Below are 23,288 nucleotides of genomic sequence, written 5' to 3'. Positions count from 1 at the left end.
ATGACATCCACGAAGCCTTCCTCAGCCTCGCCACGTGCCTCATCACCCACCGCCACGTCCAACGCCTTTGTTAGGACCTCTTAGGGCTGCCCGCTGAGCACCCCCCGACCGCGACCGTGTCCAAGGGCGGCTCCTCGATGCCGGTGGCCGGACCGTCGCCGCCGCACGCTTCCCGCAAAGCTGCGTGCAGGACCGTGGCGTCGGTGTGCACGCGGCCGGGGCGCGGGGAGTGCAGCCAGTACGGGCCGGGCTGGCTCTCCTTCCCCGCTTCCGGCAGCACCAGGGAGTGGGGGGTGTCCAGGACGGTGGTGTGCGGCAGGTCCCAGCCAGTGGCGGCGCCGGGCGGTACGAGGAAGTACAGGTGCCGCTGGGCGGGGTCGACGGCGACGCCGCCTTCCTTCCCGCCCAGGTGGCTCAGGGCACGTAAGCCGAGGTACCGCGGTACCCGTACGGCATCCGAGAGAGGGCCGGCGGGCCCGGGGCACGGTGAAGTGCTGGCCAGAGAAGGGGAGTTGCTGGTCATTGGAGTTTCCCGCTCGTGGGCGTCGTGGGTGCCTGGGACGCTACGCGGCAGGCCCGTTCCCAACCCGAGCTGAGAGTCCGGGTTGCCGCCCGGTACGGGTGCTACAGCAGGCTGAGACGTTCCGCGAGCGCGGTCGCCTTGCGCCGGTAGGTGGGCCGGGACCGCTCGACCAGGGAGAGGACGAGTTCGCGGGCCAGCGGGGAGCGTTCCAGGTCTTCGGGGGCGAGTTCTTCGAGTTCCAGGAGGTGGACCAGGACGGCGGCGTCCTCGCGGCGCAGGTCGTAGCAGCGAGCGACTTCGAGGATGAAGGTGAACTGCCGCTCCCTGGAGGGGAGCTGGGTGGTGTCGACCTGGTCGGCCAGGCGCAGCGCTTCGGTGGCGTCCCCGGCGAGCATCTCCACCGACACCGCGTGCAGTTCCAGGTTGGTGGGCCCGAACACGGTCCACTGCACGTTGCCCTCCCCCACCTGTTCTGCCAGCGGGCGCACCCGGGCTTCGAGGTGCTCGCGGGCTGCCCAGGCCCGCCGGGTGCGGGCCTGGGCGACCACCGCGACCAGCTCCAGGGCCCCTTGGACGGCGAGAGCCTCCGGGGTGCTGAGAGCGCGGTGCAGGTCTTCGGCAGCGGACCGGGCGACGTCGGCGGCGGCGTGCTCGTCACCGGCTGTGGAGAGCAGGACGTGTCCCAGGTTCCACTGGGCGGTGGCGATCCGCAGCGGATCGTCAGCGTCTTCCGCGGCGCGCAGCGCCCGGTCGGCGACCATCAGGGACAGATCGAGCCGTCCGGCCCGCCGGCAGTATGAGCGCAGCAGCCCGTACAGGTCTGCCGCGGTGCGCAGGATCTCCCGGCGGGCGGCCGGATCAGTGCTGCGGCGGTGGGCGCGGACGGCGTCTTCGACGTCGCCGATGAGCGCGGGCAGGACGGCCTCGGTCGCGGTGAACCGGGTGGGTGAGGTCTGCCAGGTGCGCCAGAGATCGTCCACCCGGGTCCGCAGCCCGATACCCGGGGCCGTACCGGAGCCGGAGGGGGTAGTGGGGTACTGCCCGAGCAGGGCCCGTACGACGTGGTCGGCGGCGGTGTCCGGCGTCTGCGGCTGCGGGACGGCCGACTCGTCCAGCAGGACGGCGACGGAGACCTCCAGTTCGGCGGCCAGCCGCAGCAGCACGTGGTACGACGGCGTCTTGAGACCGCGTTCGATCTGCGAGAGGTAGTCCTCGGTGATGCCGCACAGCCCGGCCACGACCGCCTGGGTACGGCCCCGGCGCTCGCGGTGATGCCGGATGCGCGGGCCGAGGGGCAGTGCGGGCAGGTCCATCCCGTCCTCCTGGAAGAGGGGGTTCCAGCGTAGGTTTCGGCGACCGTCGGGCAGACGGAGTTCCTCCAACGTGTGACACGGTGAGGCCCGTTGAGGGTCGGCGAAGAGGAGGAAGTCATCGTGCAGGTGGTGCTGTGGGACATCGACCACACCCTGATCGACACGAACGGCGTCGGCGGCGAGATCTTCGGCGAGTGCTTCCACCGGGTCACCGGGCACCGCATGCGCGAGCAGGCGGCCGTCGACGGTATGACCGAGCCGGTCATCTTCCGTGAGACCGCCGCCCTGCACGGCCTCACCAGCACCCGCGCGATGTTTGAGGAATTCGCCGCCTGCTCCGCCGAACAACACCGGCTGCGCGCGGGCGAACTGCGCACCCGGGGCCGTGCGCTGCCCGGGGCGGCGCACACACTTGCAGCGGTCGCCGAGGTGACGGGGGTCGTGCAGACCGTCGTCACCGGCAATATCCGGCCGGTCGCCGAAATCAAGCTGGGCGTCTTCGGCCTCGACACCCACGTCCGCTTCGAGTTGGGCGGCTACGGCGAGGACGATGACGACCGGGCCGCCCTCGTACGCACCGCGATGACCCGCACCAGCCAGACCCTCAAGACCACGGTCGCGCCCGAGGATGTTCTGCTGATCGGGGACACCCCCGCCGACGTCGCGGCCGCACTGGCCAACCACGTCCACGTCCTGGCGGTCGCCTCGGGGCGTACGAACGCCGCCGACCTCGCCCGGGCCGGGGCGCACACGGTGGTGGAAGATCTCACCGACCCCCTGCTGCTGGACCTTCTCACCCGCAGGACAACCTGACGTTGCAGCTCGCCAAGTACCAACTCTCAACCGATGGGTTCAGCGGGGTTCTGCCACCAACCTCCGCGCACCCGCGGGAAACCGTTACGGTGGCGTGTGGGCCCGTGGGACCTACGGCGAAAGGGGATCGGCATGGCCAGGCTGACCACATGGAGCGGCGGTCGCGAGATCGACCTCCCCGACACGATCCCCGGCATCCGCGCCGCACTGCCCCCGGACCGCCGTGGCGCGTTCGACCTCGCGCTCGCCGAGGCGGGAGTCGACGAAGTGCCTGCGGTTCTGCGGCATTGGCTGCTGGAACTCGCCGAGGACGACGAGGAACGCGAGCTGACCGAGCAGCTGCGTGAGCGGGAGCGCCACGCGGGATGAGCCGCTACCGCATCACGTACGCGCCGCCGGCCGACGCCACCCTGGCCAAGATGACGGGTGCCGAGATATTCCGGGCGGCGGTGGCTGCCACGATCGGCACCGACCCCTACGGCCACGGCTCCACCCCGGTACGCGGAGACCGCGACCGACGCGAGGCCACCGTCCACCAGGCGTTCCTCCGCTACGTCATCTCCCCCTCCGTGCTGACCGTCACCGTCGTGCGGCTCATCACCATCGACTAGCGCCCTACCCGCCCCACTGCTGGGCGGCTGACACCGCGTGCTCATACGCTGGCCAGTTCGGCCGCGAGGTGGCGGACGCAGACCGTTCGCGTCGGCACGGCGGTGCGTGTGCAGGGCGTGCCACCGTCGTGCCCCGAGCACGTGGGGAGTTTCTCGGGTGCTGGCGCAGCCGGAGGAGCGAGCATGGTCCGGCAGGGCTTGCACAGGCCGTCGTCGAGCAAGTGGCCGGTCAGTACGATGCGCGCTCCGCAGCCAGCGCAGTCGGCCCGTGGAGTGTGGTCCTTGGGGCGCGGGACCATCACAGGGTCCGGCACGCCGCCGGTGGCACGGTCGAGATGACAGTCGATGCACTCGCCCGACGGGCCCGGCCGTGTGCCGTGCTCAGGGCACAGTCCCTGTTCCCGGCGCTGCTCCCGCTGGCGGGCTACCCGCTTGGTGTGCAGGGCTTCCGCGCACACCTCGCACGCGGTGCCGGTCATCCAGAGCACACCGGACTCGCAGTCGTGCAGACCACACCCCCAGCGGGGCAGCGCGGCTCCCAGGATCCACCGGCCGGGGTCGCGGATCTCCTCGATCATCGTTCCCCGCAGACGGACCGTCAGCCGGTGATGCAGGCGTTCAGGCAGCGTTCCGTCGCGTAGCTGGCGGCCCACCTCCCGGGCGATCTGGCGCGAGACGAAGACGTTGTCGACCTTGGCAAGCAGCCAGTGCACCGGCTCCAGCACGCCGTAGACCTGGGCGCTCAGCGACAACTGTGGGCCGGTGTAGCGGCCGGTGTTCTCCGCCAGGCTGCGACGCGGGTGGGTGTCAACCTCAGCTGGAGCAGACTTCGTTCCATCCGCGCGCAGCGCGAGACCTCCCGAGCCCAGCACGGACGCTGACATGAGCTCGTCCCGGTTTTCCCCAGGCCGAGCCTCTGTAACTACAGGTACTTCGCCTACGGCGGATGAGGGGGCAGCGCGCTCGTTCTCCAGTGAGTCAGTCCTAGGTGATTCCCTATTCGCGAGGGACTGCTCACCAGCTTGCGAACCCGATTGCTCACCAGCTTGCGAACTGTCTTCCTGCTCAAGGATCCCCAGGGCAGTGCCGGAAGAGAGATCCTGGTCGGCCTCCGAGGAGGGCGCGAGCCGGGCGACCAGGTCGTGAGCGATGAGCCGGTGACATCCCCGAGCTTCCGCACGCCGGTCCACCGTCACCCACCGGCTGACAGCCAGCGCGTCCACAATCAGCCCGGCGGCCGTCGTCGACAGCGGCATGCCCGCCCTCCGCCCCGAGTGGTGGCGCAGGGACCCGGCAAGCTGTGACTCGGTCAGCAACGCCCCACGGACCTGTGCGTATGCGATGAGCGCATACGCACGCAGCTGCCGGGCCGTCAGGTCCTCAGCTGCCGCCACCGGAAGCCAGACGTACGGCTCATTCCGACGCAGGGGACGGGTCGTCCGGAGCGCCGACAGACCCCGGCCGCCGGGCAGGGTCCGCCGTTCGGTGCGCAGCTCCACCACACCGTCGCCCGCGGGACGCGAGAGCGCAGTCAGCCCGCGTCCCGCGGTCGCGGTCGCGACCCCCAGGTACCGGGCGAGGGTCGCGGTGCGCGCCTGGCACCCCTCCGGTCGCAGGCCCAGGGCCTTGACCTTCACATACACGCTGAGAGCGATGTCCGGGGAGCCCGGCAGTACGAGCCGAAGCGGGACTTTCACCCGCTGCCGACGAACTGGCCCTCCGGCAGGAGCCACGGTCTGACTGCGTGATGCCGTCGGCCTCTCGGGCGTGCTGAGGTGCTCCTCAGTGTCTCCAGCTGTCACTCCGCTGGTACCGATCGACCCTGCTGGGGTGAAATCTCCCGCGCAGGCCAGCACAACAGGAGCGAACATATATGGGCGTACCGGCGTGAAACGGGCATGCGTGGGCTGGCAAAAGACCAGCGGGTCGTGCAAAATGACGGAGCCTCCTCATTGAGGGCGCAACAAAGGCCCCCTAGTGGGCTTGCAGGTTCGGTGAGAACCAGAAACGAATCGTTCGGGCGGCTGCGAACCAACCGAACAACCCCTTCGGACAGGGCCTGCGAAACCCTTCCGGAGACATGAAGGGCGCTCAGCCTGGGTGACTGCGAATCACCGGGGAGCTGAAGCGCCGGGGCGGGACTCGCCCCCCTGACCTACGTCACCTCGACCCCCTCACCAGAGGGCTGTCCGGGGTACCCGGAAAACGAAAATGCCCCGCTGGCGTCCATCGCGACGATCACGAGACGGCGGGGATCTGTGTGCCTCGGGAGGCCCACGGGTAGAGTGGTGCCATGAAACACCGAGAGCCTCCTTACAAGGTTCTCTAGGCCCTCGGCGCTCCCAAGGCGCCGGGGGTATCTCACTTTTTGGTTCTTGATCGCAGCCACCCTACCCCGTTGAACGCCTTCGGCGCAGCGGCTGGTGGAGGCGAGTTGACGCGTCGTCAGCACGCCTTTCAGCGGGGGGGAGACGATGGGGTGCGGACAGCAGCAGGGCATCATGAGCGACATGCCTGACGCTCCCCCGCTGGACATCCCCCCGGCCTCCTACGCGACCGCCGCGCAGCAGCGCGCCTACATCACCGCCATGCAGCGCATCCGGGACGCCAGGCAGCCCGCCGACCCCATCCGCGTCTACATCTCCGTCCCTCCGCAGATCGCCCGCCGGCCCGCATGGGGCGAGCGCATCGCACGCATCCAGTCCCGCCTCCCGCACGCGCAACTGCTGCAATTTCCGGACCTTTTCACTCCGGAGGACTACGCCGAGAAATGGCCCGACGTCGCACCGACCCTTGACGGCCTGGTGATTGTGGGAGCGACCACCAACGGCGCGACAAGCACCACGTACAAGATCGGCCAGGTCGCACGCCTGGAGATCATCGACATCGTGCGGCGCGGTCGGCCCGTGCTGATCCACGCCAGGCGCTACGGCCTCGTGCCCGTCGTCGACTGCCAGGTGCGCCGGATCGGCGACACCCTGCTGCGCACCAAGATCACCGTCCCGAGCGGTTGGGACCCGGCGGACTACGAGCCGACGCTCAAGGCCGCACGCCAGGCCCTGGGCCGGGCGCCCGAGGCAGACGCCCAGAGCCAGGGAGCGAACCAGTAGGCAGGTCGTCTCCGACATGTTGATCGCGCTCCTCTCGAAGTCTGTTGGCCCCTAGCCTCAGAAGAAGTTCCGAGCCGGGGAAGGCACCGCTGTGGTAGCAGTGTGGAAGTTGTGGCGCGTCGACGCGGCGAGTCCACCGACCTAGACAGAGGGCAGAGCGGCGTCGTAGTAGCGCGCGAGAACGGCCTCTGCACCCGATCCCTGCGCCGTCACGATCCGCTGAAAACGCGACGCCCGTAGATCCCCGGCGACCAGGATCCGGGGGTGCTGAGCCTCCGGTGGGCAGTATCCGTCACTGCCTCGGGCCAGCCCGGGCAGAGCAGCAGGACGGCTTCCCAGATTCCCGAACACCGTGTCGACCGCGTACGACCGCGGTGCTCCGCCCCGGTCAACAGTGCTGAGAAGCCACGGTGAGCCAGCGTCAGGGGAGTGGGCGACGGTGACCTGCGAGATCGGCACGACGTGCACCCGCCTGTCCTGCGACACCTCAAGGATCTTGTAGTCGTCTTCGGGTGGTACCAGTACATACAGGTCTGCCGAGACGGGATGTGCGCGCAGCCATGTGCCCAACGGACGGTCACCGCCGAGGACATAAGTGCGCCCCGCGACGTCTTCCGGCGCCGCTCGCCACAGGGGGGCGAGGTTGAAATCCGCCGGCGCGGAAATCCACCGCGTCTCCTGTGGCGACGCGGTGGCTACTCCCGTGGCGATGACCGCTGCGGCCGCGGAGAGTTCGCCACCCCCCTGCAAGGCAACCGTGACTCCGTCTTGGGTCACCGATACGGATGCTGCCCGGCCTAGGAGCAGTGTCGTGCTGTTGTCCCTTTCCAGCGTTGCGACATCTGCGGCGTACGCAGCTGCTAGTTGGTCACCCGTTTTCCATTGGCCCGGCACGTTTGCCAGCGCACTGATCGTGCGGATCTTGCTGCCTACCTGCTCGGCCTCCACGAGCACCACATGCATGCCCAGACTCGCGGCCATCACGGCCGCAGCTACTCCGGCAGGTCCGGCGCCCACCACGACCAGGTCCGTCTGCCCTTTGTTGCTCACGTGTCCACTTCCTGTCCGCCCAGCCACTCCAGCGCCTGCTGGCGGGTGATGAGCTGCCGGGACCCGACGTTGCGTGCGGCCATCAACAGGGCGGCGTCGTGGTACTGCGGTCCGCCGGTCGAGGCGCAGGCGTCGGTGACGACCCACGGTCGGTACCCCGAGTGGTACGCGGAGATCGCGGAGTCGTAGACGCAGGAATCCGTGTCGATCCCGCACAACACCAGGTCAGTCCATCCGGACTGACTGAACAGGCGGGCAGCCTCGGCAGTGAAGACGCTTGACTGGCCCTTGTCGATGGTCGCCCCCGCCTTCGACGTAAATGACCTAAGTTCCTGCACGAAGGCCTGCTCTTCGGCTGTGCGTAGTTTCGACCAGCCCGTGATCCGTTCGTATGGCGAGCCGGGAGCATTCACAAAGCGACTGAAGAGGACGGGCGCCCCAGCGTCGGACCACCGCGCCACGAGATCGGCAATCGCGGGGACCACCGCCTCGGTATGCCGATTGATGAAGCCCTGCTGAACATCGATCACAATGAGCGCTGCCGTGCCAAATGCCACTCGTTTTCCTTCCCCCGTAGAGATCATCACAGGCCGCTGTCCCGCAGAGCATCCTGGGCAGCCCGCAGACGGTCAGGCAGTTCGCTAGTGGCCAGAATGGCTTCCCGCATGACCCTGTGCTGCGCGGTCTCGGTGGGGCGTGCGGCCGTCAGTCGCGAGTGCGCGCCGCGCAGGTATCGCCAGCCGTATGCCTCAGGCATGACCGGGTCCTGGTACATCTCGACCATGTGCAGGATGTGCGAGGACAGGGCCCAAAGAGCCTGAGCGTCGAGTTCGAGGGCGATGATCTCGCCCATCGTCAGCGCCCGTTCGTCGCGCCGGGGGTGGTAGGCCACCCCCGACCAGCCGGCCACTCCCCGCGAGGCTGCACCACCGAAGAGCACCGCCTCGGGATGTGACCAGCCGTCGGCAAACTTCGCGTCTTCGACGCCGGACCCGAGGGCGGATACGTGCAGCGGATCCTGACGGTCGACCAACACCGATGGAGTAGACAGCAGTTGCAGGGCAGTGTCGAGCCCCTGAGCGTCCCAGGAATGCTCGCGGACCTCATAGGCCGAAAGAACATATTCCGGTTCGGTGGGCACTGAACCGCAGGTGTCGGGCTTGTCTTGGAGGAGCTCCTGGAGGAGTTGCCCGGCCCACTGCCGGTCCTTCGGGTAAGACCGGTATCGCCAGAGGGCTAACTCGGTGAGGGTAGCCACCCGGCAGATCTCTTCGAGGTGGACTACGGCGACCCCGCAGGCATAGATGTGCACCGAGGATGCGTGCGCCGTGTGGTGTTCGCCGCCGATCACGCGCCGGTCGAGACCACCCGGGCCGTGAGGGTACGGGCTTCCGGCCTCGTAAAGGCGACGGGCACTCTCACCGATGTAGACGGGGAGGAATTTGTGGGAGACGACTGAGCAGGGCCCAGGTCTCGGGGCGTCCGCACTGGCCGCGGAGATGCCACGAAGAGCGGCCAGCCGCACGCGAAACGCTTCCTTCTCCTCGCCGGAACACCTGGCAAGAGCCGTGTCGAGGAGCTGCTGCGTGGCCGGTCGGCAGACACCGACGGGGTTGCTCTGCCAGAAGCTGACGGTCCGAGGAGAGATCCCGAGTCGTCGGGCGAAATCGCGGACGGACTCACGTTTCACGGATCGCAGGAGGAGCGCCTCCTCACCCGTCCATTCGCTCACAGTGATCACTACACACCCCTCGCTAGGCTTCCAGCTAGATGAGAGCCGCCCATTTGCCACGCTGCTGCCACAGCACTACTACACCGGAGCCTCTCGGCCAACCAGTAGCTTCTGGACAGTAGTTGGCATGCAGAGACGTGACACCCAGCAGGGCGGGAAAGGACGGTCAGTCGAGTCTGCTCTCGATGTGCTCAAGGCGCGCCGTCAGGTCAGCGACCTGCGCCTCCAGGGCCCTGAGCGTGCGAAGTGTCGCGTCCTCCACGGACTCGGCGGCCGAATCGGCGATGTACGAACCGCGCCCCTGGTGGGAGTAGATGGTGCCAGTGCTGCGCAGCTCCGCCAGGGCGCGCTGAACAGTGCCCGGTGCCACGCCGTATTCGTCGGCCAGCTCACGGGTGCTGGGCAATTTTGCCCCGGCGGACAGCCGTCCCTCGCGAATGGCCCGTTGGATGTCCTGGACGATCCGCTGATACGGCTGCACTGCCTCGCTGCTCATGGTCGACATCGTAGGACGACTCCTCGGACCTACCTAGCTTCCCTAGGTTCGTTGACCAGGTGCTTGACATAACCCGGACTGTATCAGCTAAGTTATGTAAGTCGACAGTCTGTAGTACGGAAATCCGAGCCACACCTTGCGCACTGCACCACCGCAAAACACGCAGGAGTCACCGCCTCTCTCGGCGGCGGCAATGGGGTTGAGCCCGCGCTCCCCCGGTCGAGACGCCTGTACCGAATATCGAGCACCACAGATCCACCTTGAACAGCGCTGCTGCGCTGTCTGTCCGCCAGGAATCCGGCCGCAGGGCCGGCCTGGCGCGGCAGAGAAGGCAGCACTCGCGCCCCCCGAAGAAGGAGATCGTGATGGCGAGGAATCGGAAGCGTCCCGGCAAGGTCCGGACCAAGCGCAACAACCGCCGCGAGCCGCTGCTGCTCAGCACCATGGCCCCGGAGGACTACAACGTCCGGCCGGACGAGGTCATGTCGATTGCGTGCCCGGACTGCCGGACCTGGCGGCGGATCATGGGGACGTACGACCTCAAGATCCGTGAGCACTGCATCAGCGGCAAGGTCGCCGAAGGCACGGAGCACACCCTCTGCCCCGGCAGCAACCAGGCCGTCATCGTCGACATTGACGTCCGGCGCTGGCAGGTCAGGCAGGACCGCCTGCTGCGGGAGGCGATGCCGCAGGACAACCGGCGCGCGGCGCAGCAGTTCTACAAGCCCCTCCCCGCTCCGGCCGTTCCGGTCTCCCGGATCACGGCGGAGGTCACCCTGGAAGGGGCCCGTCAGTCCTACCTCGCACACCGCAAGGGCTGCATCCGGTGTGTTGGTGGTCAGCACTGCCTGGACGGCGGACCGCTTGCCCGCCGGTTCGTCCTGGCACTTCAGCAGGACCCGGCTCGCCGCGAGGCTGAGCGGGAAGCCGTGCGGCAAGCGCACCGGCAGGAACGGGCCCGACTGGGGTTCCGCGCTGCCCAGTGGGACATGTACGGCACCACGGTGGAGGCGGCGAACAACCAGTGCCGCAAGCGGGAGTCGGACACGCTCTCCGAGTTCCGCGGCCCCGGCCTTCCGATGCTGCCGCAGGACGTGACGGCGTACGACCGACGCCAGGCCGAACTGGGCAAACAGTACGGCCGGAAGCGTCCGGCCCCGTCGGCCACCTGACTCGCACAACGAACGACCACGGCCCCGGCTGCCCCCTCTTGAAGCGGGGAGCGGCCGGGGCCGTGGCTGCTCGTACAGCAGTCAACTCCCCAACTGGGGAGTGATCGTGACAGCCCTTGGGATTGCGGCCCGGGGGCTGTCCAGGACCTGACTCGGAGGACCTGATGCCCAGCATGACACGCACCATCCCCACCCCGTCGAACGGCCTTGTCAAGGACATGGAGGACGCCGACGACCAGCGCGGCCCGGAGCGGGACGAGACCGACGCCGCCTTCCACAAGCTGGTCCGCCGCCTGGTGGCCGACGGCGACGCCCGCGCCGCGCGGGCTGGCCGCCGCGCCCGCCGCACTCTCGCGCAGATGGGGGTGGCCCGATGAACGGCATCACCAGGCTCACCGACGCGCAGCGCGAGGAGCTGTCGAAGAAGAACAGCGCGCAGAACAAGCGGTCGGAGAACAACCGCCGTTGAATCCCCCGGCATTGCCCGTCGTCTCCGCGCCTGCACGGGCGGGGGCGGCGGAGAGCGTCGGGAGCTCACCACGCTCCGGCCGTCCGGCCGCCACCAACGCAAACAGCCCCCGGGGATGCACCCCCGGGGGCTGTCGTACGGACCTTCTGGGAGGCCCTGATGCACCGCTCCATCGTACGCACCCCCTATTACGGCGCCATCACCACGGCCATCATCGAGCGCCCCCGCCCGGCGTGCGAGAACGAAGACCCCGAGCTGTTCTTCCCGATCGGCGAGACCGGCCCGGCGCTCATGTGGGCGGAGGAGGCCAAGGCGGTCTGCCGTCGCTGCCCGCTGATGGAGTCCTGCCTCAAGGGCGCACTGAACCGCAACGAGCAGTACGGCGTGTTCGGCGGGCTGTCCGCGAGCGAGCGCCGCTCCCTCAAGCGGCGCGCGGCCCGCGACGCCGCCTGACGGGAGCAGTGGGCAAGTCCTCGCCCGCCTCGCAGTACCCCCGCACTACGGCTGCCCGCACGGCGGACAGCCGCGCTTGCAGCACGTCTTCGGCCCGGGACGATCCCGGGATCACCAGCTCCGTGTTCTCAACGAGGAGACACCGATGACTCTCTCCCGACTCCGTCGAAGCGCCGGTATCCGCAGTGACTGGACGGCCGCTGACTACGAATCGCAGGAATGCCTTCGCCAGCTCGGGCACCGGGACGCGGTCAGCCGTGTGCGGCAGGCCCGCCGCGGCCACCCGGTGCGGCACGCCGCCCGCGTGCTGCGCGCCCGCCTCACCCGGCGTTCGGAGCGCCCTGCGATTCAGGCGTGCCCGGTCGACTGGGACGTGGCCCGCCAGGCCGCTGAGGCGGTGAACCGTGGCGACGTCGACGAGGCCACCCGTCTGGTGGAGGCGACCGACTGCCCGCGCGACACGGCGTTCGCCGCGTTCCGTTTCATCAACGTCAACTGACCTGTCCTGTTTGCCAGTTGCCTGATCCGCCCGCACCGCCCGCCGAACGCTGGCGTGCGGGTCGGGCGGTGACGGGGAGCCGGACAGCCCGGACCAGCAACTCGTCAGGGAGACACCGTGCGCGATATCAACTCGAAGGCCCATCCCGCGGTCAGGTTCAATGAGCGTGACTTCGTCCTGTACCGCGACCCGGCGTTGTTCTGGACCGGGCAGGAGGACCACACCTTTGTGTGCCGGGTTCAGCGGTCCTGGAACGAGGGGACGTACGACCTCCTCGCCGTGGCCACCAACCGCTTCATCCACGACGCCAGCGGTGACTACATGCGGCTGCTGCCGTCGCTCGACGCGATGCGCGACATCGACACCGCCCCGCTGCACAGCGCCGGCGCGGCCGACGGTCTGACCGCTGCCGCGCTCGCCTGGCTGACCCAGCAGCACGCGACCGCCAACCGGTGCCCGGAGCTGCCCGCCCCGCGCGGCTGACCGAACCACCCTCGAACCGCGCCGCCCTGTGGGTGGTGTTGACCTGGAAGGAGGCGGCGTGGCCGCCACACGTACCGCCCGCAAGAAGGCCCCCGCCCGCAAGCGCCCCGTAGCCCGTCCGAAGAACCCCACCACTTCCCCGGCCGGGGCCACGAAGCCGGAGACGGCGGCCGTTGACCTCGAGGTGCTGGCCGGTGTCGCGGAGGCCCGCGACATGGCGGCCGATGTCATCGACTCCGCGCGCGAGCAGGCCGCCGCCCTCCAGGCGGATGCCGAGCGCGCGGCCGCGCGCACCGTCGCTGACACGCACGAGCAGGTCACGGTGCTGATGGCAGAGGCTCAGACCCGTGCCGCGGGCATCACCGCCGACGCCGAACAGGAGGCCACCGCCCAGCGCGAGGCCGTCCTCGCCGACCTCGAAGCGGCACGCGGCGAGGCCGACCAGCTCCTGGCGCAGGCCCGCGAGCGTGCCGCCACCCTGGTGAGCGAGGCCCGCGCGCAGGTCATCGACCTGACGGAACTGGCCGCCACCGACCGTGCGGCCACGGTCACGGCCGTTGCCGAGCTGCGCCGTCTCGCGGAGGCCGACCTCACCGAGATCAGCAGGCTGGTCGACCAGCGCCGCACCGAGGCCGGGCAGATTCTCGCCCGCGCCCAGGAGCAGGCCGACGACCTGGTGGCCGCGGCGCAGCGGGAGGTCGACAAGGCCCGCGAGCGGTTCGCCCAGCTCGCGGCGACAGCGGCGGACCAGTACGACGGCCGTCGCGCGGAGGCGGAGGCGCTGTACGCGGACGCGGTCAGGGCCGCCGACGACCGGCGCCGGGAGGCCGATACGGCCGTCGCCGCCGCGCACCGTGAGGCGGAGAGTGCTCGGGCCGGGCTGCGGGACGAACTGCGCCAGCTGGGCGAGGACTTCGACCGGGAGGCGGCCTCCAAGCGGGCTGTCCTCGACAAGGAGCTCGCCGGGCTCAAGGCGGCGTGCGACAAGCAGCGCGAGCGGCTGCGGGAGGAGGCCAAGACCGTCACGGTGCAGCTGCGCGAAGCCGCCCAGAAGGAAGCGGGCCGCATCACCACCGAGGCGGAGCGCAAGGCGAAGGCCGTCACCGAGCGGGCGAAGGCCGACGAGGCCCGCGCCCGTCGGCTGCTGGAGGAGGCCCGGGAGGCGAAGAAGGAGGCCTCCCGCTGGAACGGCTGGCAGCAGAACATCAGCCGCAAGGCGTGGAAGACCGCCCCGTGGATCGCGCTCGCCGCCGGCGTCGGCCTGGCCGCGTCCGGCGAGTACGAGCTGGCCCGCATGGTCGGCATCAACCAGTACGTCGCCCCTCTCCTACCGGTCAGCATCGACGTCTACTGCGTCACCGCGTTCCGGGCCAAGAAGGACATCCCGTACGCACTGCTGCTGATGGCGTCGGCGAACGTGACCTACCACCTGTCCGAGCAGGCGCACCTCGTCCAGGACGGTCAGTCGGCTCCGTGGCAGCTGACCACGTTCGTCGTGCTGATCTTCGTGGCCGTCATCTGGCGCGTCCACACGCTCATGCACGACGACGGTACGGACGACGGAAACGGAACGCCCGCCCGTACAGGTACGCATCGGCGTAGCGACGGATCGGGCACCGCCTCGTCCAGCCGTACAGAGGGCGCGAGCGACAGCCTGTACGCCGCGCCCCGCACGGTTCACGCCGACGGCGCGGGCACGGGATGGGACGGTACGGACCCGGTACGCCCCGCCTCGCACCCGCCGCACGACGGCGGCACCGAAGGGGCGGTGAGCAGGGCGTACAGCGACCGTACAGGCGGCGTACACACCCCCTCCCAGGGGGCGGTGCGTACAGGTACGGCAACGGTCGGGCGTACCGGGACGGCCAGCGCGGCCGCCCAGGGACGCAGCAGTGCCATCAGCGTCCGTACACAGCCCGGCGGCAAGGCGGTTCCGGGAGCCCGTACAGGTACGGACGCCGCATCCTCGCCCGCAACCGGAATGGGCAGTACGGCAGGTGCAGAGCGTTCCGGTACGCCGGTACGGACGGACGAGGAGCTCCTCCCGCTTGTACAGGACCTGCCCCGTGACGCGGACGGGTTCGTGACGCTGTACCGGGCCCGTACCGATCTCAGCGTCAACAAAGACCGTGCGGTGCGCCTGCTCTCCAAGGCCGGCCTGCTGCGTCCCGAGGACGCGGACAAGCACCTGTCGTGATCCGAGTCCGGCACACACCAGTGAGGGCCAGCCCGAAGGAAAGCGGGCTGGCCCTCGCTGCGACTGCCGGAAGCAGTCCACAGCCCGCCCAGTACAGCAGATCCGATCCCCACGGAGGACCCCGTGAGCACCGACAACAACGGCCAGCCCTTCTTCGATGATCCGCATGCGGCGCTGCGCGAGATCGCGCAGAACCCCGCCGCCTACGCGCACTACCTCGCGGACTTCAACCGGGTCCTGCTGGACATGCAGGCCAAGCTGGAAATCCTCCAGCGCGAGACCCGCCTGCACTGCCGCAAGACCCGCGTGAAGGGCGACAAGTGGGGCCAGGCTTTCCTGCGCTCCTTCCCGGTGGAAAAGTCCCTGAACGACGTCCTCAGCAACCTCAAGAGCATTAGCTCCGGGCTGGAAAAGAGCGCCCATAAGCGCCACGCCCACGACGAAAAGGTGCAGGAAGTCAGGAAAAACAGGAAGGAAAAGACCCACCTCAAGGCGCACAAGAAGAACCCCACACTCCAGGCCGCCCCGGAAAACCCGGGCCAGCAGGGTGTGCAGCGCCCGAATCCGGGCTATGGTGGCCCCACGTCGATTTACGACCTGAACCGCAGGGAGTCGGCGTGAGTGCAGGTCGCCCGCTCACGAAAGCCGAGCGGAAGAAAATGAACCGTGCGGAACACGAGCGGAAAATCAAACAGGATTTGATTGCGCAGCACGGCACCGACCTCGGCACCTTCTACGCCTGGCTCCGGATTGTGAATATCCGAGGCACCCAGGCATACCGCGACGGGGACACGCAGTTCATCCGTGAGGCCGCGCTCGCCCTGCACAACGTCTACAGCCGCCACTGCGGCTAGCTTCCCGCGCCCCGTACGAAGGGCCGTTCCCGATCCCCGGGGGGCGGCCCTTCGGCGATCCCAACGCGTGTCGCGCGTGACGCGTGCCGCGCGCGGCGTGCGCGCGTGTACGCGAGGCCGGCGCCGACTGTCAAGCCCAGGAGGAGGAGCCGCGTGTCCGACGACACCGACAGCAACGTCATCAACCTCCCCACTCGAGGCGGTGATTCCGGCGGAATGCCGGATGCCCCCGACGCCGGGGATTTCTTCTATTCCGAACCGTCCGGCAGCAGCGCGGACGACGGCGCTCCCCCGGAAATGGCGACCAGGGAAACCCCGGCCATTCGTGGCCCTATTTCCCCGGAAATCGCATTGCGGGAGACGGGATTGCCTGACGCCCCGGATTCCGGCGAGGAGGAATACGAGGAAGATGAATACGAGCAGCCTCGCTCTCTCGCCGACCGCCTCGGTGAATGGCTGGAACTCCGTTTGGAAGTGGCGCGGGACCGGCATGCCGGTGAAGCACCGTTCCGCGAGGCGGAAATAGTGCGAAAGACCGCGCTTTTGGAGGCCCGCACCGCTCAGGAAACCGCGCTGATGGAGCAGAACGCGAAGTTTCATGTCGCGCAGATGAAAGCGAAGTCCGACAAGGCGGCGGCGCGCGGCAAGGCCGACGCGGCGCGATCCTCCAGCTCCGGCCTGGGCGCCGACAAGGGCGGCCGCTCGAAGGCCGGCGGCGGCTCCGGTCGCAGTGGGGGCCGGGGCTCGGGTACGAACGGGTCCGGTGGCTTTGGCCGCGGTTCCGGGGGTGGCCACTCCCCCAGGGGGGCCGGTAAGGGCTCTGATCGCTCCGCTGACGGCGGAAGGGGGACCTCGAAGGGCAACCAGCCGTCCGGTGGCCTGAAAGGCCGCCAGAACGGCTCTGGGGGCTCCGGTGCGGGCAAGTGCGGTACAGGCAAGGGCAGTTCGGGCGGCTCCGGCGGCAAGAACGGCTCGGGCAGTACCGGGACCGGCAACGGCAGGGGCGGCTCGAAGGGCGACGGCGGAAAGGCGAAGGACTCGCCGGCCGTCAGTCCCCGGGCTGAGCGGGCCCGCGGCCGCCAGGAACGCGCCGCCGCCCGCCAGGCGGCACGCCAGCAAAGGCGCAGCGCCGACCAGGCCGCCAACCTCGCGGACCGCAGCAAGGACCGCGACCTGGAGCGCCCCGCCGTCCAGGCGGCGCGCGAGGAACGCCGCAGGGTGAAAGCCGAGCGGAAGGCCGCAGGAAGGGCGAAGCGGGAGGCGGCCAAGGCCGCCGACGACCGCACCACCCTGGGCGCGGCCCTCGGGCAGGAAGCGCAACGCCGCTGGGACAAGCGCCGCGCGGCAGAACAGGACAAGGCCGCAAAGGACGACAAGGCCAAGGACGAGGCCGATGGCACCAAGGACGACAAGGCCAAGGACGAGACCGATGGCACCAAGGACGCCACCGGCGACAAGGACTCCGAGGCCACGACCAAGAAGATGACCAAGGACGACCCGGCGAAGCCCTCCGGCAGCCCGAAGGCCGACTCCGCGACCACGGAGCCGGACGACGGGGCGAGCCGCGAGAAGCCCTCCGAGGGATCCGCCACCAAGGACGGCACCGGGACCGACACCAAGGATCCCAAGACCGCAGATCCCGCCTCCGCGAAGAAGCCGGCCGACGGCGACCCCACCGGCGAGGCGAAGGCAGACGACCCCAGTCCCGCCCCAGACACCCCCAAGGACTCCAAGGAGTCCAAGGAAGAAGCAGCGGCCCCGGAGCCGGACGACCCGGAGACGGCAGAGTCGGAGGGCGATGACCCGTACGGGATCCGGGGCTTGTGGAAACGGCTCCGGCGTGAGGACGCGGAGCAGCGCAGGAAGGAAAAGGAGCGGCGCAGGAGGGAAGAGGAGGACGACAAGGCCTACGCCCGGGCCTACTACACGCGGCAGGACCAGCGCGAGCGAGAAGAGCAGGAGCGGGCGCAACGCGAGCGGCAGGGGCACGCGGCGCAGTGCCGCTGCAAGCCGTGCAAGCAGGCCCGGGCCGCCGCCTCTGAGCGGCAGTCCCCGCGCCCGGCCGCCGATTTCGGCTTCCGGATGGACCGCGCGGACCGTCCCTCCGAGCCGCAGCAGGACCCCGGCCCGGTCCGGGAGGTGTACCCGGAGGCGGAGATCGTGCCGCCGCCCGCGCTGCCCCGGGCCCCGGAACCGCACACCCAGCGTCCCGGCACCACCCGACCCACTGCACAGGAGGACCCCGTGGCATCGGAGGTCAACAGGCCCGCAGGCCAGGCCCGGATGGCGGCCAAGCACCGCACCGACATCACCTTCGGCGAGTACCTGACGGAGATCGCGAACATCGCGATCGCCGCAGCTGGCGACAAGGACCGTGCCCAGGACCTGGCCGACGCGCTCGGGAAGGTCGCCGACGCGTTGCGGGACATGGCCACGGACCTGGGGGCCGATCACAACATCGCCACCGCGGTCGTCGACCAGATCACCGACCTGGCGGATGCCGCGGACCGCATGAAGCAGGTGGCCGAACGGTGCGCCACCGCGTGCGAGATCGCCTCGGAGGCGGCCCGGCTCGCCGCCACGGCGGTCAGCCGGGTCTACGGCCAGGACATGCAGGCCATGGACGACGCGGGCCTGGCCACCGCTTCCTCCGCCGCCCACCACGACTAGGCCCTGTCTCTTTGACTTCACGTTGATCGGGCCACGTGCGAGGGTGGTGGCCATGCCGCAGCTTGGTCACCGCCTTCGGTCCTTCAGGTTCGCGTTCGGGCTCGCCCCAACGAGCTTCGCGGCATGTCTGGAAACAGGTGGCTCGGTCCTGGAGCACGCCCTGGCGGATGAGGCGACGCTTTGCGGCATCCCTCGGCACCAGGTGACGGTCTATCGGCATCTGTTCGTCGCGAGGAGGTCCGGGAGGTGCTCGGACTGCCGGGTGAGGGCAGTCGACGCCTCGTCCGGGCTCTGAGTCAGGACTTCCCTGGCGAGCGGGCGTCCTCAGTCTTCCCAAGGCGCGTCCAGATCAAGATGGCTGCGAGGTGGAGTGCGCCCTCGTAGGCGATGGCGAGCTTGTCCGTTCGCATGGCCAGACCGCGCCACTGCTTGAGACGGTTGATGCACCGCTCAACGGTGTTGCGCTGCTTGTATGCCTCCGCGTCGAAGCTGGGTGGACGACCGCCGACCCGGCCTCGTCGGAGACGGTGTCCGACCTGGTCAGAAGGCTGCGGGATGACGGCCCGGATGCCTCGGCGGCGAAGATGCCGGCGGATTGCGCGCGATGAGTAGGCCCGGTCCGCAAGAACGACCTCGGGTCGGGTTCGTGGCCTGCCCAGGCCGGTGCGCGGCACTCGAATGCGTGCCATGACCGCCTCGAAGGCAGGCGCGTCGCCCGCCTGGCCAGCGGTGACATGGATGGCGAGGGGCCGTGCCTGGCCGTCACTGGCGAGGTGAACCTTCGTGCTCAGGCCACCTCGGGAGCGTCCGAGTGCGTGATCGGCAGGTTCAACCCAGTCCGCCCCCTTTCCTGGCCCCGGCCGCGTGCTGGTGGGCCCGGCAGACAGTGGAATCCACGGAAACCGCCCACTCCACTTCGTCAGCCGCGTCCGCCTGAGCGAGCACAGCAGCGAAGATCCGTTGCCAGGTGCCGTCGGCAGCCCACCTGATCAGGCGCTTGTGAGCGGTCTGGAACGCACCAAGTTCGTGGGGCAGGTCCCGCCAGGGCGAGCAAGTGCGGTACTTCCACGCGATGGCCTCCAGGGTTCGGCGGTGGTCGGCCCACCGACGGCCACGGACCGGATCGGCCGGCATCAACGGCTCGATCCGGCCCCACATCGCATCAGTGATCACTAATCGGACAGACATATCCGATCAACTGATCAACCCATCAAAGAGACACGCTCTAGAAGGAAAGGGGGCTCACTGATGAGCGACCTCGTACCCGCCACCGGCGGCGGTGCCGCCGCCCGGACGGACGGCGACAACCGCTACAAGTCGGTCCAGCAGAAACTCAAGGCGCTCGGCCACGCCATGGACCTGGCCACCAATGAACTCCAGACGCTGCAGCGCGACATGGAGACCAACGCCCGCCGTGCTGAGGGCCTGGCCGTCGACATCGCCAACGCCGAACTCGACCGCACCTTCGTCGAGATGACCAACCAGGTGTCCGTCGCCCTGGGCGGCGCCGCCATCGAGGTGAAGAAGCTCCACGAGACGGCCCAGGAGGTCTCCGGCCAAGCCCACGACACACGGCGCACCCACGCGCGGCTGTACGAGGGCCTGGACGACATCCGCTCCAGCAGGAAGGAGCGCACCCCCAGGCCGGGCTTCCTTGTCCGCTGACCCGACCCACCCAAACCCCTGATGGGCGGCCCGCCACGTTACGGCGGGCCGCCCATCGCCACACCCGAAGGAGAAAACCGGTGTCCGTGCCGCGCGGCGTCGCCCTGGAGCGCACCTTCTACACCCTCAGTGCCCCGGTCCTCGCCGCGGCCCCGAACCTCTTCGCCGACAGCCCCGTCAACACGGTCGTGCAGCTGGCCGGGGCGGCCGGTGTCGGCGGGTGGGTGCTGGCCGCCAAGAGCAACAAGTCCGGTGCGGGACGCAAGATCCTGCGCTGGTCGCCGCTCGTGGCTGCCGCCGCGATCGACATCGCCGCCCGCTACACGGTCGGCTGGGGGCCGTGGTGCCTGGACGGCCTTCTCGCTGCGAGCTGGGCGGGGGCCGGCCTGTTCGTGATGCCCTTCTCCCGGCACGCCCGCCGCCGCCACCGCCCCGCCCTCGCGACCCCGGCCCCCGTACCGCAGCTGCAGGAAGCCGCCCCTGAGTCGTCCCCCGCGCAGCCGGACGACGGCGCCGACAATTTCACCCGCCAGGTCCGCTGGCTGTGGGAGGAGCGTGGGCTGCCCGGCCGCACCATCGTGGTCACCGCCACCCCGCACGCAGGCATGCCCAACGACCTGTCGCTGCTGCTGCGTGCCTCCGAGGCCGGACGGCCGATCTCCAGCCTCACCGAAGAAGCCGTTGCCGCCGCGTTCGGCGTCGAGACCACCGACGTACGGATCGAGGACGTGCCCCGCCAGTACGGGCGTGAAGGAGGGCCGGGCTGGAAGGAAGTTCACGTCACCCCGGATCTGAACGAGCGCCGCCGCCAGGCGCCCACCACCCACGAGTGGTGGGCCGACCGGATCGGCGGCGACCGTGGGCCGGTGCCCGGCTCGCAGTTCATCAAGAAGGTCCGCGACCACGACCGCAAGGTCACCCACTACATCGCCCAGGTCCCCGACGAGCTGGGCGAGCCGTGCGTCAACCAGGACAACCTGGCCGCCACGCTGAAGACCAAGTACGACGACGGCCGGCTGTTCGTCACGGTCGACGGCAACCAGGTCCTGGTCTCCCTGTGGGACTCCAGCCCGCTCGCGCAGATCTTCCCCGCCACCCGCGAGCTGCTCACCCCGGACAAGGACGGCCGGTGGGTGACCGGCTACCTCGGCAACGGGCAGCCCGCCCGCAACCGCGTCCACACCGACCGGGGCGCCGCCCACGGCCTGTTCGTCGCCCCGTCCGGCGGCGGCAAGACCCAGCTGATGGGGTTGCACATCGCCGCCGACGCCCTGTTCGGCGCGGTGGTGTGGCTGGCGGCGGAAGCCCCGGACGAGAAGGCCGCCAAGCTGGGCGAGTACACCGACCGCTACGGCGTCGGCGCCCTGTACATGATCCGGCTCCTGCGCACCCTGGACGCCCTGATGGAGATCCGCGGCGAGATGGTGTGGGACGACGGACGGGTCCACGACTGGGACCCCAAACTGGCGGGCTGCCCCTACCGGATGCTGTCCGCCTACCTGGACGAGTTCCTCTCCGCCGCCCGCCACGGCGACTACGGCGCGGAAATCATGGACCTCGCCGAAAAGGTGTCGGTCAAGGGCCGCAAGTACGGCATCGGCCTCAAAGTCGCCGGCCAGTCCATCTACGTACAGGACGGCTTCACCCAGCTCTTGTGCGAGAACCTCCGCGAGAACTGCATCCCGGTCATCCTGAAGGTCGCACCGAAGAAGATCGCCGACATGTTCAAGGCCCTCGGCATCTCCTCCGACAACACCCCCGACCCACTCCCCCGCTCCTTCTCCCCCGCCGAAGCGGGCCGCATCGAGCGGGTGATGGCCGGTCAGCCCGAGCCGCCCACCGACTCCAACACCGGCGGCGCCGGATGGATCGTCGAAGCCAAGCACCCCGAGGTCCTGCGCACCCTGTTCATGGACTTCAAGTCTGGCCTCGACACCTACTTCCCCGACACGATCGCCTCCCTCACCGACTACGAGATCCGCGAACTCGAGGCGCGGGAGTTGTGGTTCGACTGGACCGAACCGCCCCGGCCCGGGGAATTCGGCCCCGAACCAAGTGATGACGAGGACGACGACTGGGACGGGGAGGACAAGCCGAAGAAGGGCGGCGGCAAGCCCCGCCGCACGGCGAAGTCCAACGCGCGCCGCGACGCGGTCACCTCCCCCCTCCAGGCACTGGAAGCAATCAAGAACCTCTCCGGCGTCTGACCCCACCCCCAACACCCCCTGCAGGGCCCGGCCGCATCGGCCGGGCCCTGCTCACCCCTGGAAGGAACCGCAGCTCGTGGCCGTATCGATCTCCTTCGTTCTCCTGCTCGCCATCGTCGTGGCCGTCCTCATCCGGGGCGGCTCCGTACGCCTCCTGCACGCCCTGGCCTGCGCCGCTTTCGGGTTCTTCCTCGCCTCCTCCGGCGCCGGGCCCTACATCACCCGCGCGATGAGCGGCATCACCGGCTGGATCTCCAGCTTCTGACCGTGTCCGGCCTCCCGCGTCGACGGCCGCCACCCCCTGCATCACCGACGCCTCCCGAGGAGCCCCGATGCCCCACCCCACCCACGCCCCGCCCCTGCCGGACCGTACGAGCGCGCCGCCCGCCGCGCTGTCGCTGGAGGCCCGCCTGGCCGCCACGGACGCGGCGATGACCGTCCGGCTGGAGGCGGCCGCCGTCGCCTACGAGGTCAACACCGCGCACATTCCCACCGTGCCGGTCGACCTGGGCGACGTCGTCGCCCTCCCGCTCACCCCAACCCTCGAGCCCCCCGCTCCGTACGCAACGCCGGTGGCGGCGCTCCTGCAGCGTGCGCACCACCGGCTGCTCATCGACGGCTGGTGCACCGGCGCCCTGGTCGACGCGGAGGGCGCCCGGTGCCTGTACGGCGCGATCCACCACGAAGCCCACGGCGACCAGAGCCTCGCCTCACGCGGCCTTCAGATCCTGATGGACGCGATCGGCCGCGAGTTCGGCGGCGACGTCGACTCCGTGCCGTCCTTCAACGACGGCTTCGTCAGCGGCCGCATCCCGCTGCGGATGCTCGACAAGGCTGCCGGCCTCGCCGACGCCCGCCTCCTCTGAACCCCTGCTCCGGACCACCTGCCTCGCACCCGAACCCGTCGCGGTCGGGGGCGGGCCAGGCCGTCCGGCCTTCTTTACGCCGTAAAGACCCGCCTGGCGTGCGCA

Annotated in this window: 25 protein-coding genes; 17 read left to right on the top strand and 8 right to left on the bottom strand. The window is 69.6% G+C overall.

Going from position 1 to position 23,288, the window contains the following annotated elements; translation table 11 throughout:
- Positions 1-70: 70 nt before the first annotated feature.
- The gene (locus tag IE269_RS39895; protein WP_189828240.1) at positions 71-523 is read right to left on the bottom strand and encodes a hypothetical protein; all 453 of its coding nucleotides are present in this window, start codon (positions 521-523) and stop codon (positions 71-73) included.
- Positions 524-624: 101 nt separating this feature from the next.
- Positions 625-1,836: a helix-turn-helix domain-containing protein gene (locus IE269_RS39890; RefSeq protein ID WP_189828239.1), complete on the bottom strand. Its 1,212-nt coding sequence runs from the start codon at positions 1,834-1,836 to the stop codon at positions 625-627.
- Positions 1,837-1,926: 90 nt separating this feature from the next.
- On the opposite strand from IE269_RS39890, the gene IE269_RS39885 reads away from it, so the two are divergent.
- The 3 genes from IE269_RS39885 to IE269_RS39875 all read left to right on the top strand — a co-directional run bounded on the left by IE269_RS39885 (position 1,927) and on the right by IE269_RS39875 (position 3,260).
- Positions 1,927-2,649, top strand: coding sequence for a haloacid dehalogenase-like hydrolase (locus IE269_RS39885; protein ID WP_229898531.1), 723 nt, complete (start codon positions 1,927-1,929; stop codon positions 2,647-2,649).
- 132 nt (positions 2,650-2,781) lie between these two features.
- Positions 2,782-3,018, top strand: a complete 237-nt coding sequence (locus IE269_RS39880; RefSeq protein WP_189828238.1) for a hypothetical protein — start codon at positions 2,782-2,784, stop codon at positions 3,016-3,018.
- Positions 3,015-3,260, top strand: a complete 246-nt coding sequence (locus IE269_RS39875; protein WP_189828237.1) for a hypothetical protein — start codon at positions 3,015-3,017, stop codon at positions 3,258-3,260. The genes IE269_RS39880 and IE269_RS39875 overlap by 4 nt, the downstream gene beginning before the upstream one ends.
- 41 nt (positions 3,261-3,301) lie before the next feature.
- Here the strand turns inward: IE269_RS39875 and IE269_RS39870 are convergent, their stop codons facing one another.
- Positions 3,302-4,516 (bottom strand): hypothetical protein, encoded by a 1,215-nt coding sequence (locus tag IE269_RS39870; RefSeq protein WP_318299697.1) that lies wholly within the window; start codon positions 4,514-4,516, stop codon positions 3,302-3,304.
- A 1,254-nt stretch (positions 4,517-5,770) separates the two neighbouring features.
- Between IE269_RS39870 and IE269_RS39865 the strand changes: the two genes are divergently transcribed.
- Positions 5,771-6,370, top strand: coding sequence for a hypothetical protein (locus IE269_RS39865; RefSeq protein ID WP_189828235.1), 600 nt, complete (start codon positions 5,771-5,773; stop codon positions 6,368-6,370).
- Positions 6,371-6,511: 141 nt separating this feature from the next.
- Here IE269_RS39865 and IE269_RS39860 read toward each other — a convergent pair whose 3' ends face one another.
- The 4 genes from IE269_RS39860 to IE269_RS39845 all read right to left on the bottom strand — a co-directional run bounded on the left by IE269_RS39860 (position 6,512) and on the right by IE269_RS39845 (position 9,648).
- Positions 6,512-7,420 carry an FAD-dependent oxidoreductase gene (locus IE269_RS39860; protein ID WP_189828234.1) on the bottom strand — a complete coding sequence of 303 codons (909 nt, stop codon included), beginning with the start codon at positions 7,418-7,420 and terminating at the stop codon, positions 6,512-6,514.
- Entirely contained in the window at positions 7,417-7,977 is a 561-nt protein-coding gene (locus IE269_RS39855; RefSeq protein ID WP_229898529.1) for a cysteine hydrolase family protein, read from the bottom strand. The genes IE269_RS39860 and IE269_RS39855 overlap by 4 nt, the downstream gene beginning before the upstream one ends.
- A 26-nt stretch (positions 7,978-8,003) precedes the next feature.
- Complete coding sequence (locus tag IE269_RS39850) at positions 8,004-9,161, bottom strand: XRE family transcriptional regulator (RefSeq protein ID WP_189828233.1); 1,158 nt, start codon at positions 9,159-9,161, stop codon at positions 8,004-8,006.
- A 157-nt stretch (positions 9,162-9,318) separates the two neighbouring features.
- On the bottom strand, positions 9,319-9,648 hold the full coding sequence (locus tag IE269_RS39845; protein ID WP_189828232.1) for a GntR family transcriptional regulator: 330 nt from the start codon (positions 9,646-9,648) through the stop codon (positions 9,319-9,321).
- Between the two features lie 365 nt (positions 9,649-10,013).
- Here IE269_RS39845 and IE269_RS39840 point away from each other — a divergent pair, with 365 nt between their 5' ends.
- The 9 genes from IE269_RS39840 to IE269_RS39800 all read left to right on the top strand — a co-directional run bounded on the left by IE269_RS39840 (position 10,014) and on the right by IE269_RS39800 (position 18,445).
- Positions 10,014-10,820 (top strand): hypothetical protein, encoded by an 807-nt coding sequence (locus IE269_RS39840; protein ID WP_189828231.1) that lies wholly within the window; start codon positions 10,014-10,016, stop codon positions 10,818-10,820.
- 173 nt (positions 10,821-10,993) lie between these two features.
- The gene (locus tag IE269_RS39835; protein WP_189828230.1) at positions 10,994-11,197 is read left to right on the top strand and encodes a hypothetical protein; all 204 of its coding nucleotides are present in this window, start codon (positions 10,994-10,996) and stop codon (positions 11,195-11,197) included.
- 251 nt (positions 11,198-11,448) lie between these two features.
- The gene (locus tag IE269_RS39830; RefSeq protein WP_189828229.1) at positions 11,449-11,742 is read left to right on the top strand and encodes a WhiB family transcriptional regulator; all 294 of its coding nucleotides are present in this window, start codon (positions 11,449-11,451) and stop codon (positions 11,740-11,742) included.
- Positions 11,743-11,887: 145 nt separating this feature from the next.
- Positions 11,888-12,241 (top strand): hypothetical protein, encoded by a 354-nt coding sequence (locus IE269_RS39825; RefSeq protein ID WP_189828228.1) that lies wholly within the window; start codon positions 11,888-11,890, stop codon positions 12,239-12,241.
- A gap of 117 nt (positions 12,242-12,358) precedes the next feature.
- Entirely contained in the window at positions 12,359-12,724 is a 366-nt protein-coding gene (locus IE269_RS39820; RefSeq protein ID WP_189828227.1) for a hypothetical protein, read from the top strand.
- Between the two features lie 58 nt (positions 12,725-12,782).
- Positions 12,783-14,921, top strand: a complete 2,139-nt coding sequence (locus IE269_RS39815) for a hypothetical protein (protein WP_189828226.1) — start codon at positions 12,783-12,785, stop codon at positions 14,919-14,921.
- 123 nt (positions 14,922-15,044) lie between these two features.
- Positions 15,045-15,542 (top strand): hypothetical protein, encoded by a 498-nt coding sequence (locus tag IE269_RS39810; protein ID WP_189828225.1) that lies wholly within the window; start codon positions 15,045-15,047, stop codon positions 15,540-15,542.
- Positions 15,539-15,775 (top strand): carbohydrate ABC transporter, encoded by a 237-nt coding sequence (locus tag IE269_RS39805; protein WP_189828224.1) that lies wholly within the window; start codon positions 15,539-15,541, stop codon positions 15,773-15,775. The genes IE269_RS39810 and IE269_RS39805 overlap by 4 nt, the downstream gene beginning before the upstream one ends.
- Before the next feature lie 576 nt (positions 15,776-16,351).
- Complete coding sequence (locus IE269_RS39800; protein ID WP_229898528.1) at positions 16,352-18,445, top strand: ATP/GTP-binding protein; 2,094 nt, start codon at positions 16,352-16,354, stop codon at positions 18,443-18,445.
- 296 nt (positions 18,446-18,741) lie between these two features.
- Here the strand turns inward: IE269_RS39800 and IE269_RS39795 are convergent.
- Positions 18,742-19,633, bottom strand: a protein-coding gene (locus tag IE269_RS39795; RefSeq protein WP_438817671.1) for an IS5 family transposase whose coding sequence is annotated in 2 segments (ribosomal slippage) — positions 18,742-19,293 and positions 19,295-19,633 — 891 coding nt in all. Because the reading frame shifts where the segments join, the coding sequence is not laid out codon by codon here.
- Between the two features lie 60 nt (positions 19,634-19,693).
- Between IE269_RS39795 and IE269_RS39790 the strand changes: the two genes are divergently transcribed.
- The 4 genes from IE269_RS39790 to IE269_RS39775 all read left to right on the top strand — a co-directional run bounded on the left by IE269_RS39790 (position 19,694) and on the right by IE269_RS39775 (position 23,183).
- A complete protein-coding gene (locus IE269_RS39790) occupies positions 19,694-20,110 on the top strand; it encodes a conjugal transfer protein TraB (protein WP_189828223.1) in 417 nt (138 codons plus the stop codon).
- Positions 20,111-20,190: 80 nt separating this feature from the next.
- Positions 20,191-22,317: a chromosome segregation protein ParM gene (locus tag IE269_RS39785; RefSeq protein ID WP_189828222.1), complete on the top strand. Its 2,127-nt coding sequence runs from the start codon at positions 20,191-20,193 to the stop codon at positions 22,315-22,317.
- A 76-nt stretch (positions 22,318-22,393) separates the two neighbouring features.
- Positions 22,394-22,582: a hypothetical protein gene (locus IE269_RS39780; RefSeq protein WP_189828221.1), complete on the top strand. Its 189-nt coding sequence runs from the start codon at positions 22,394-22,396 to the stop codon at positions 22,580-22,582.
- Between the two features lie 67 nt (positions 22,583-22,649).
- On the top strand, positions 22,650-23,183 hold the full coding sequence (locus tag IE269_RS39775) for a DUF6197 family protein (protein ID WP_189828220.1): 534 nt from the start codon (positions 22,650-22,652) through the stop codon (positions 23,181-23,183).
- Positions 23,184-23,288: the final 105 nt, after the last annotated feature.

This window comes from Streptomyces spiroverticillatus, assembly GCA_014650415.1.
Lineage (GTDB): Bacteria > Actinomycetota > Actinomycetes > Streptomycetales > Streptomycetaceae > Streptomyces > Streptomyces spiroverticillatus.
Note: the sequence above shows the minus strand (reverse complement) of the source record. Positions and strands in the feature narration are given on the sequence as shown.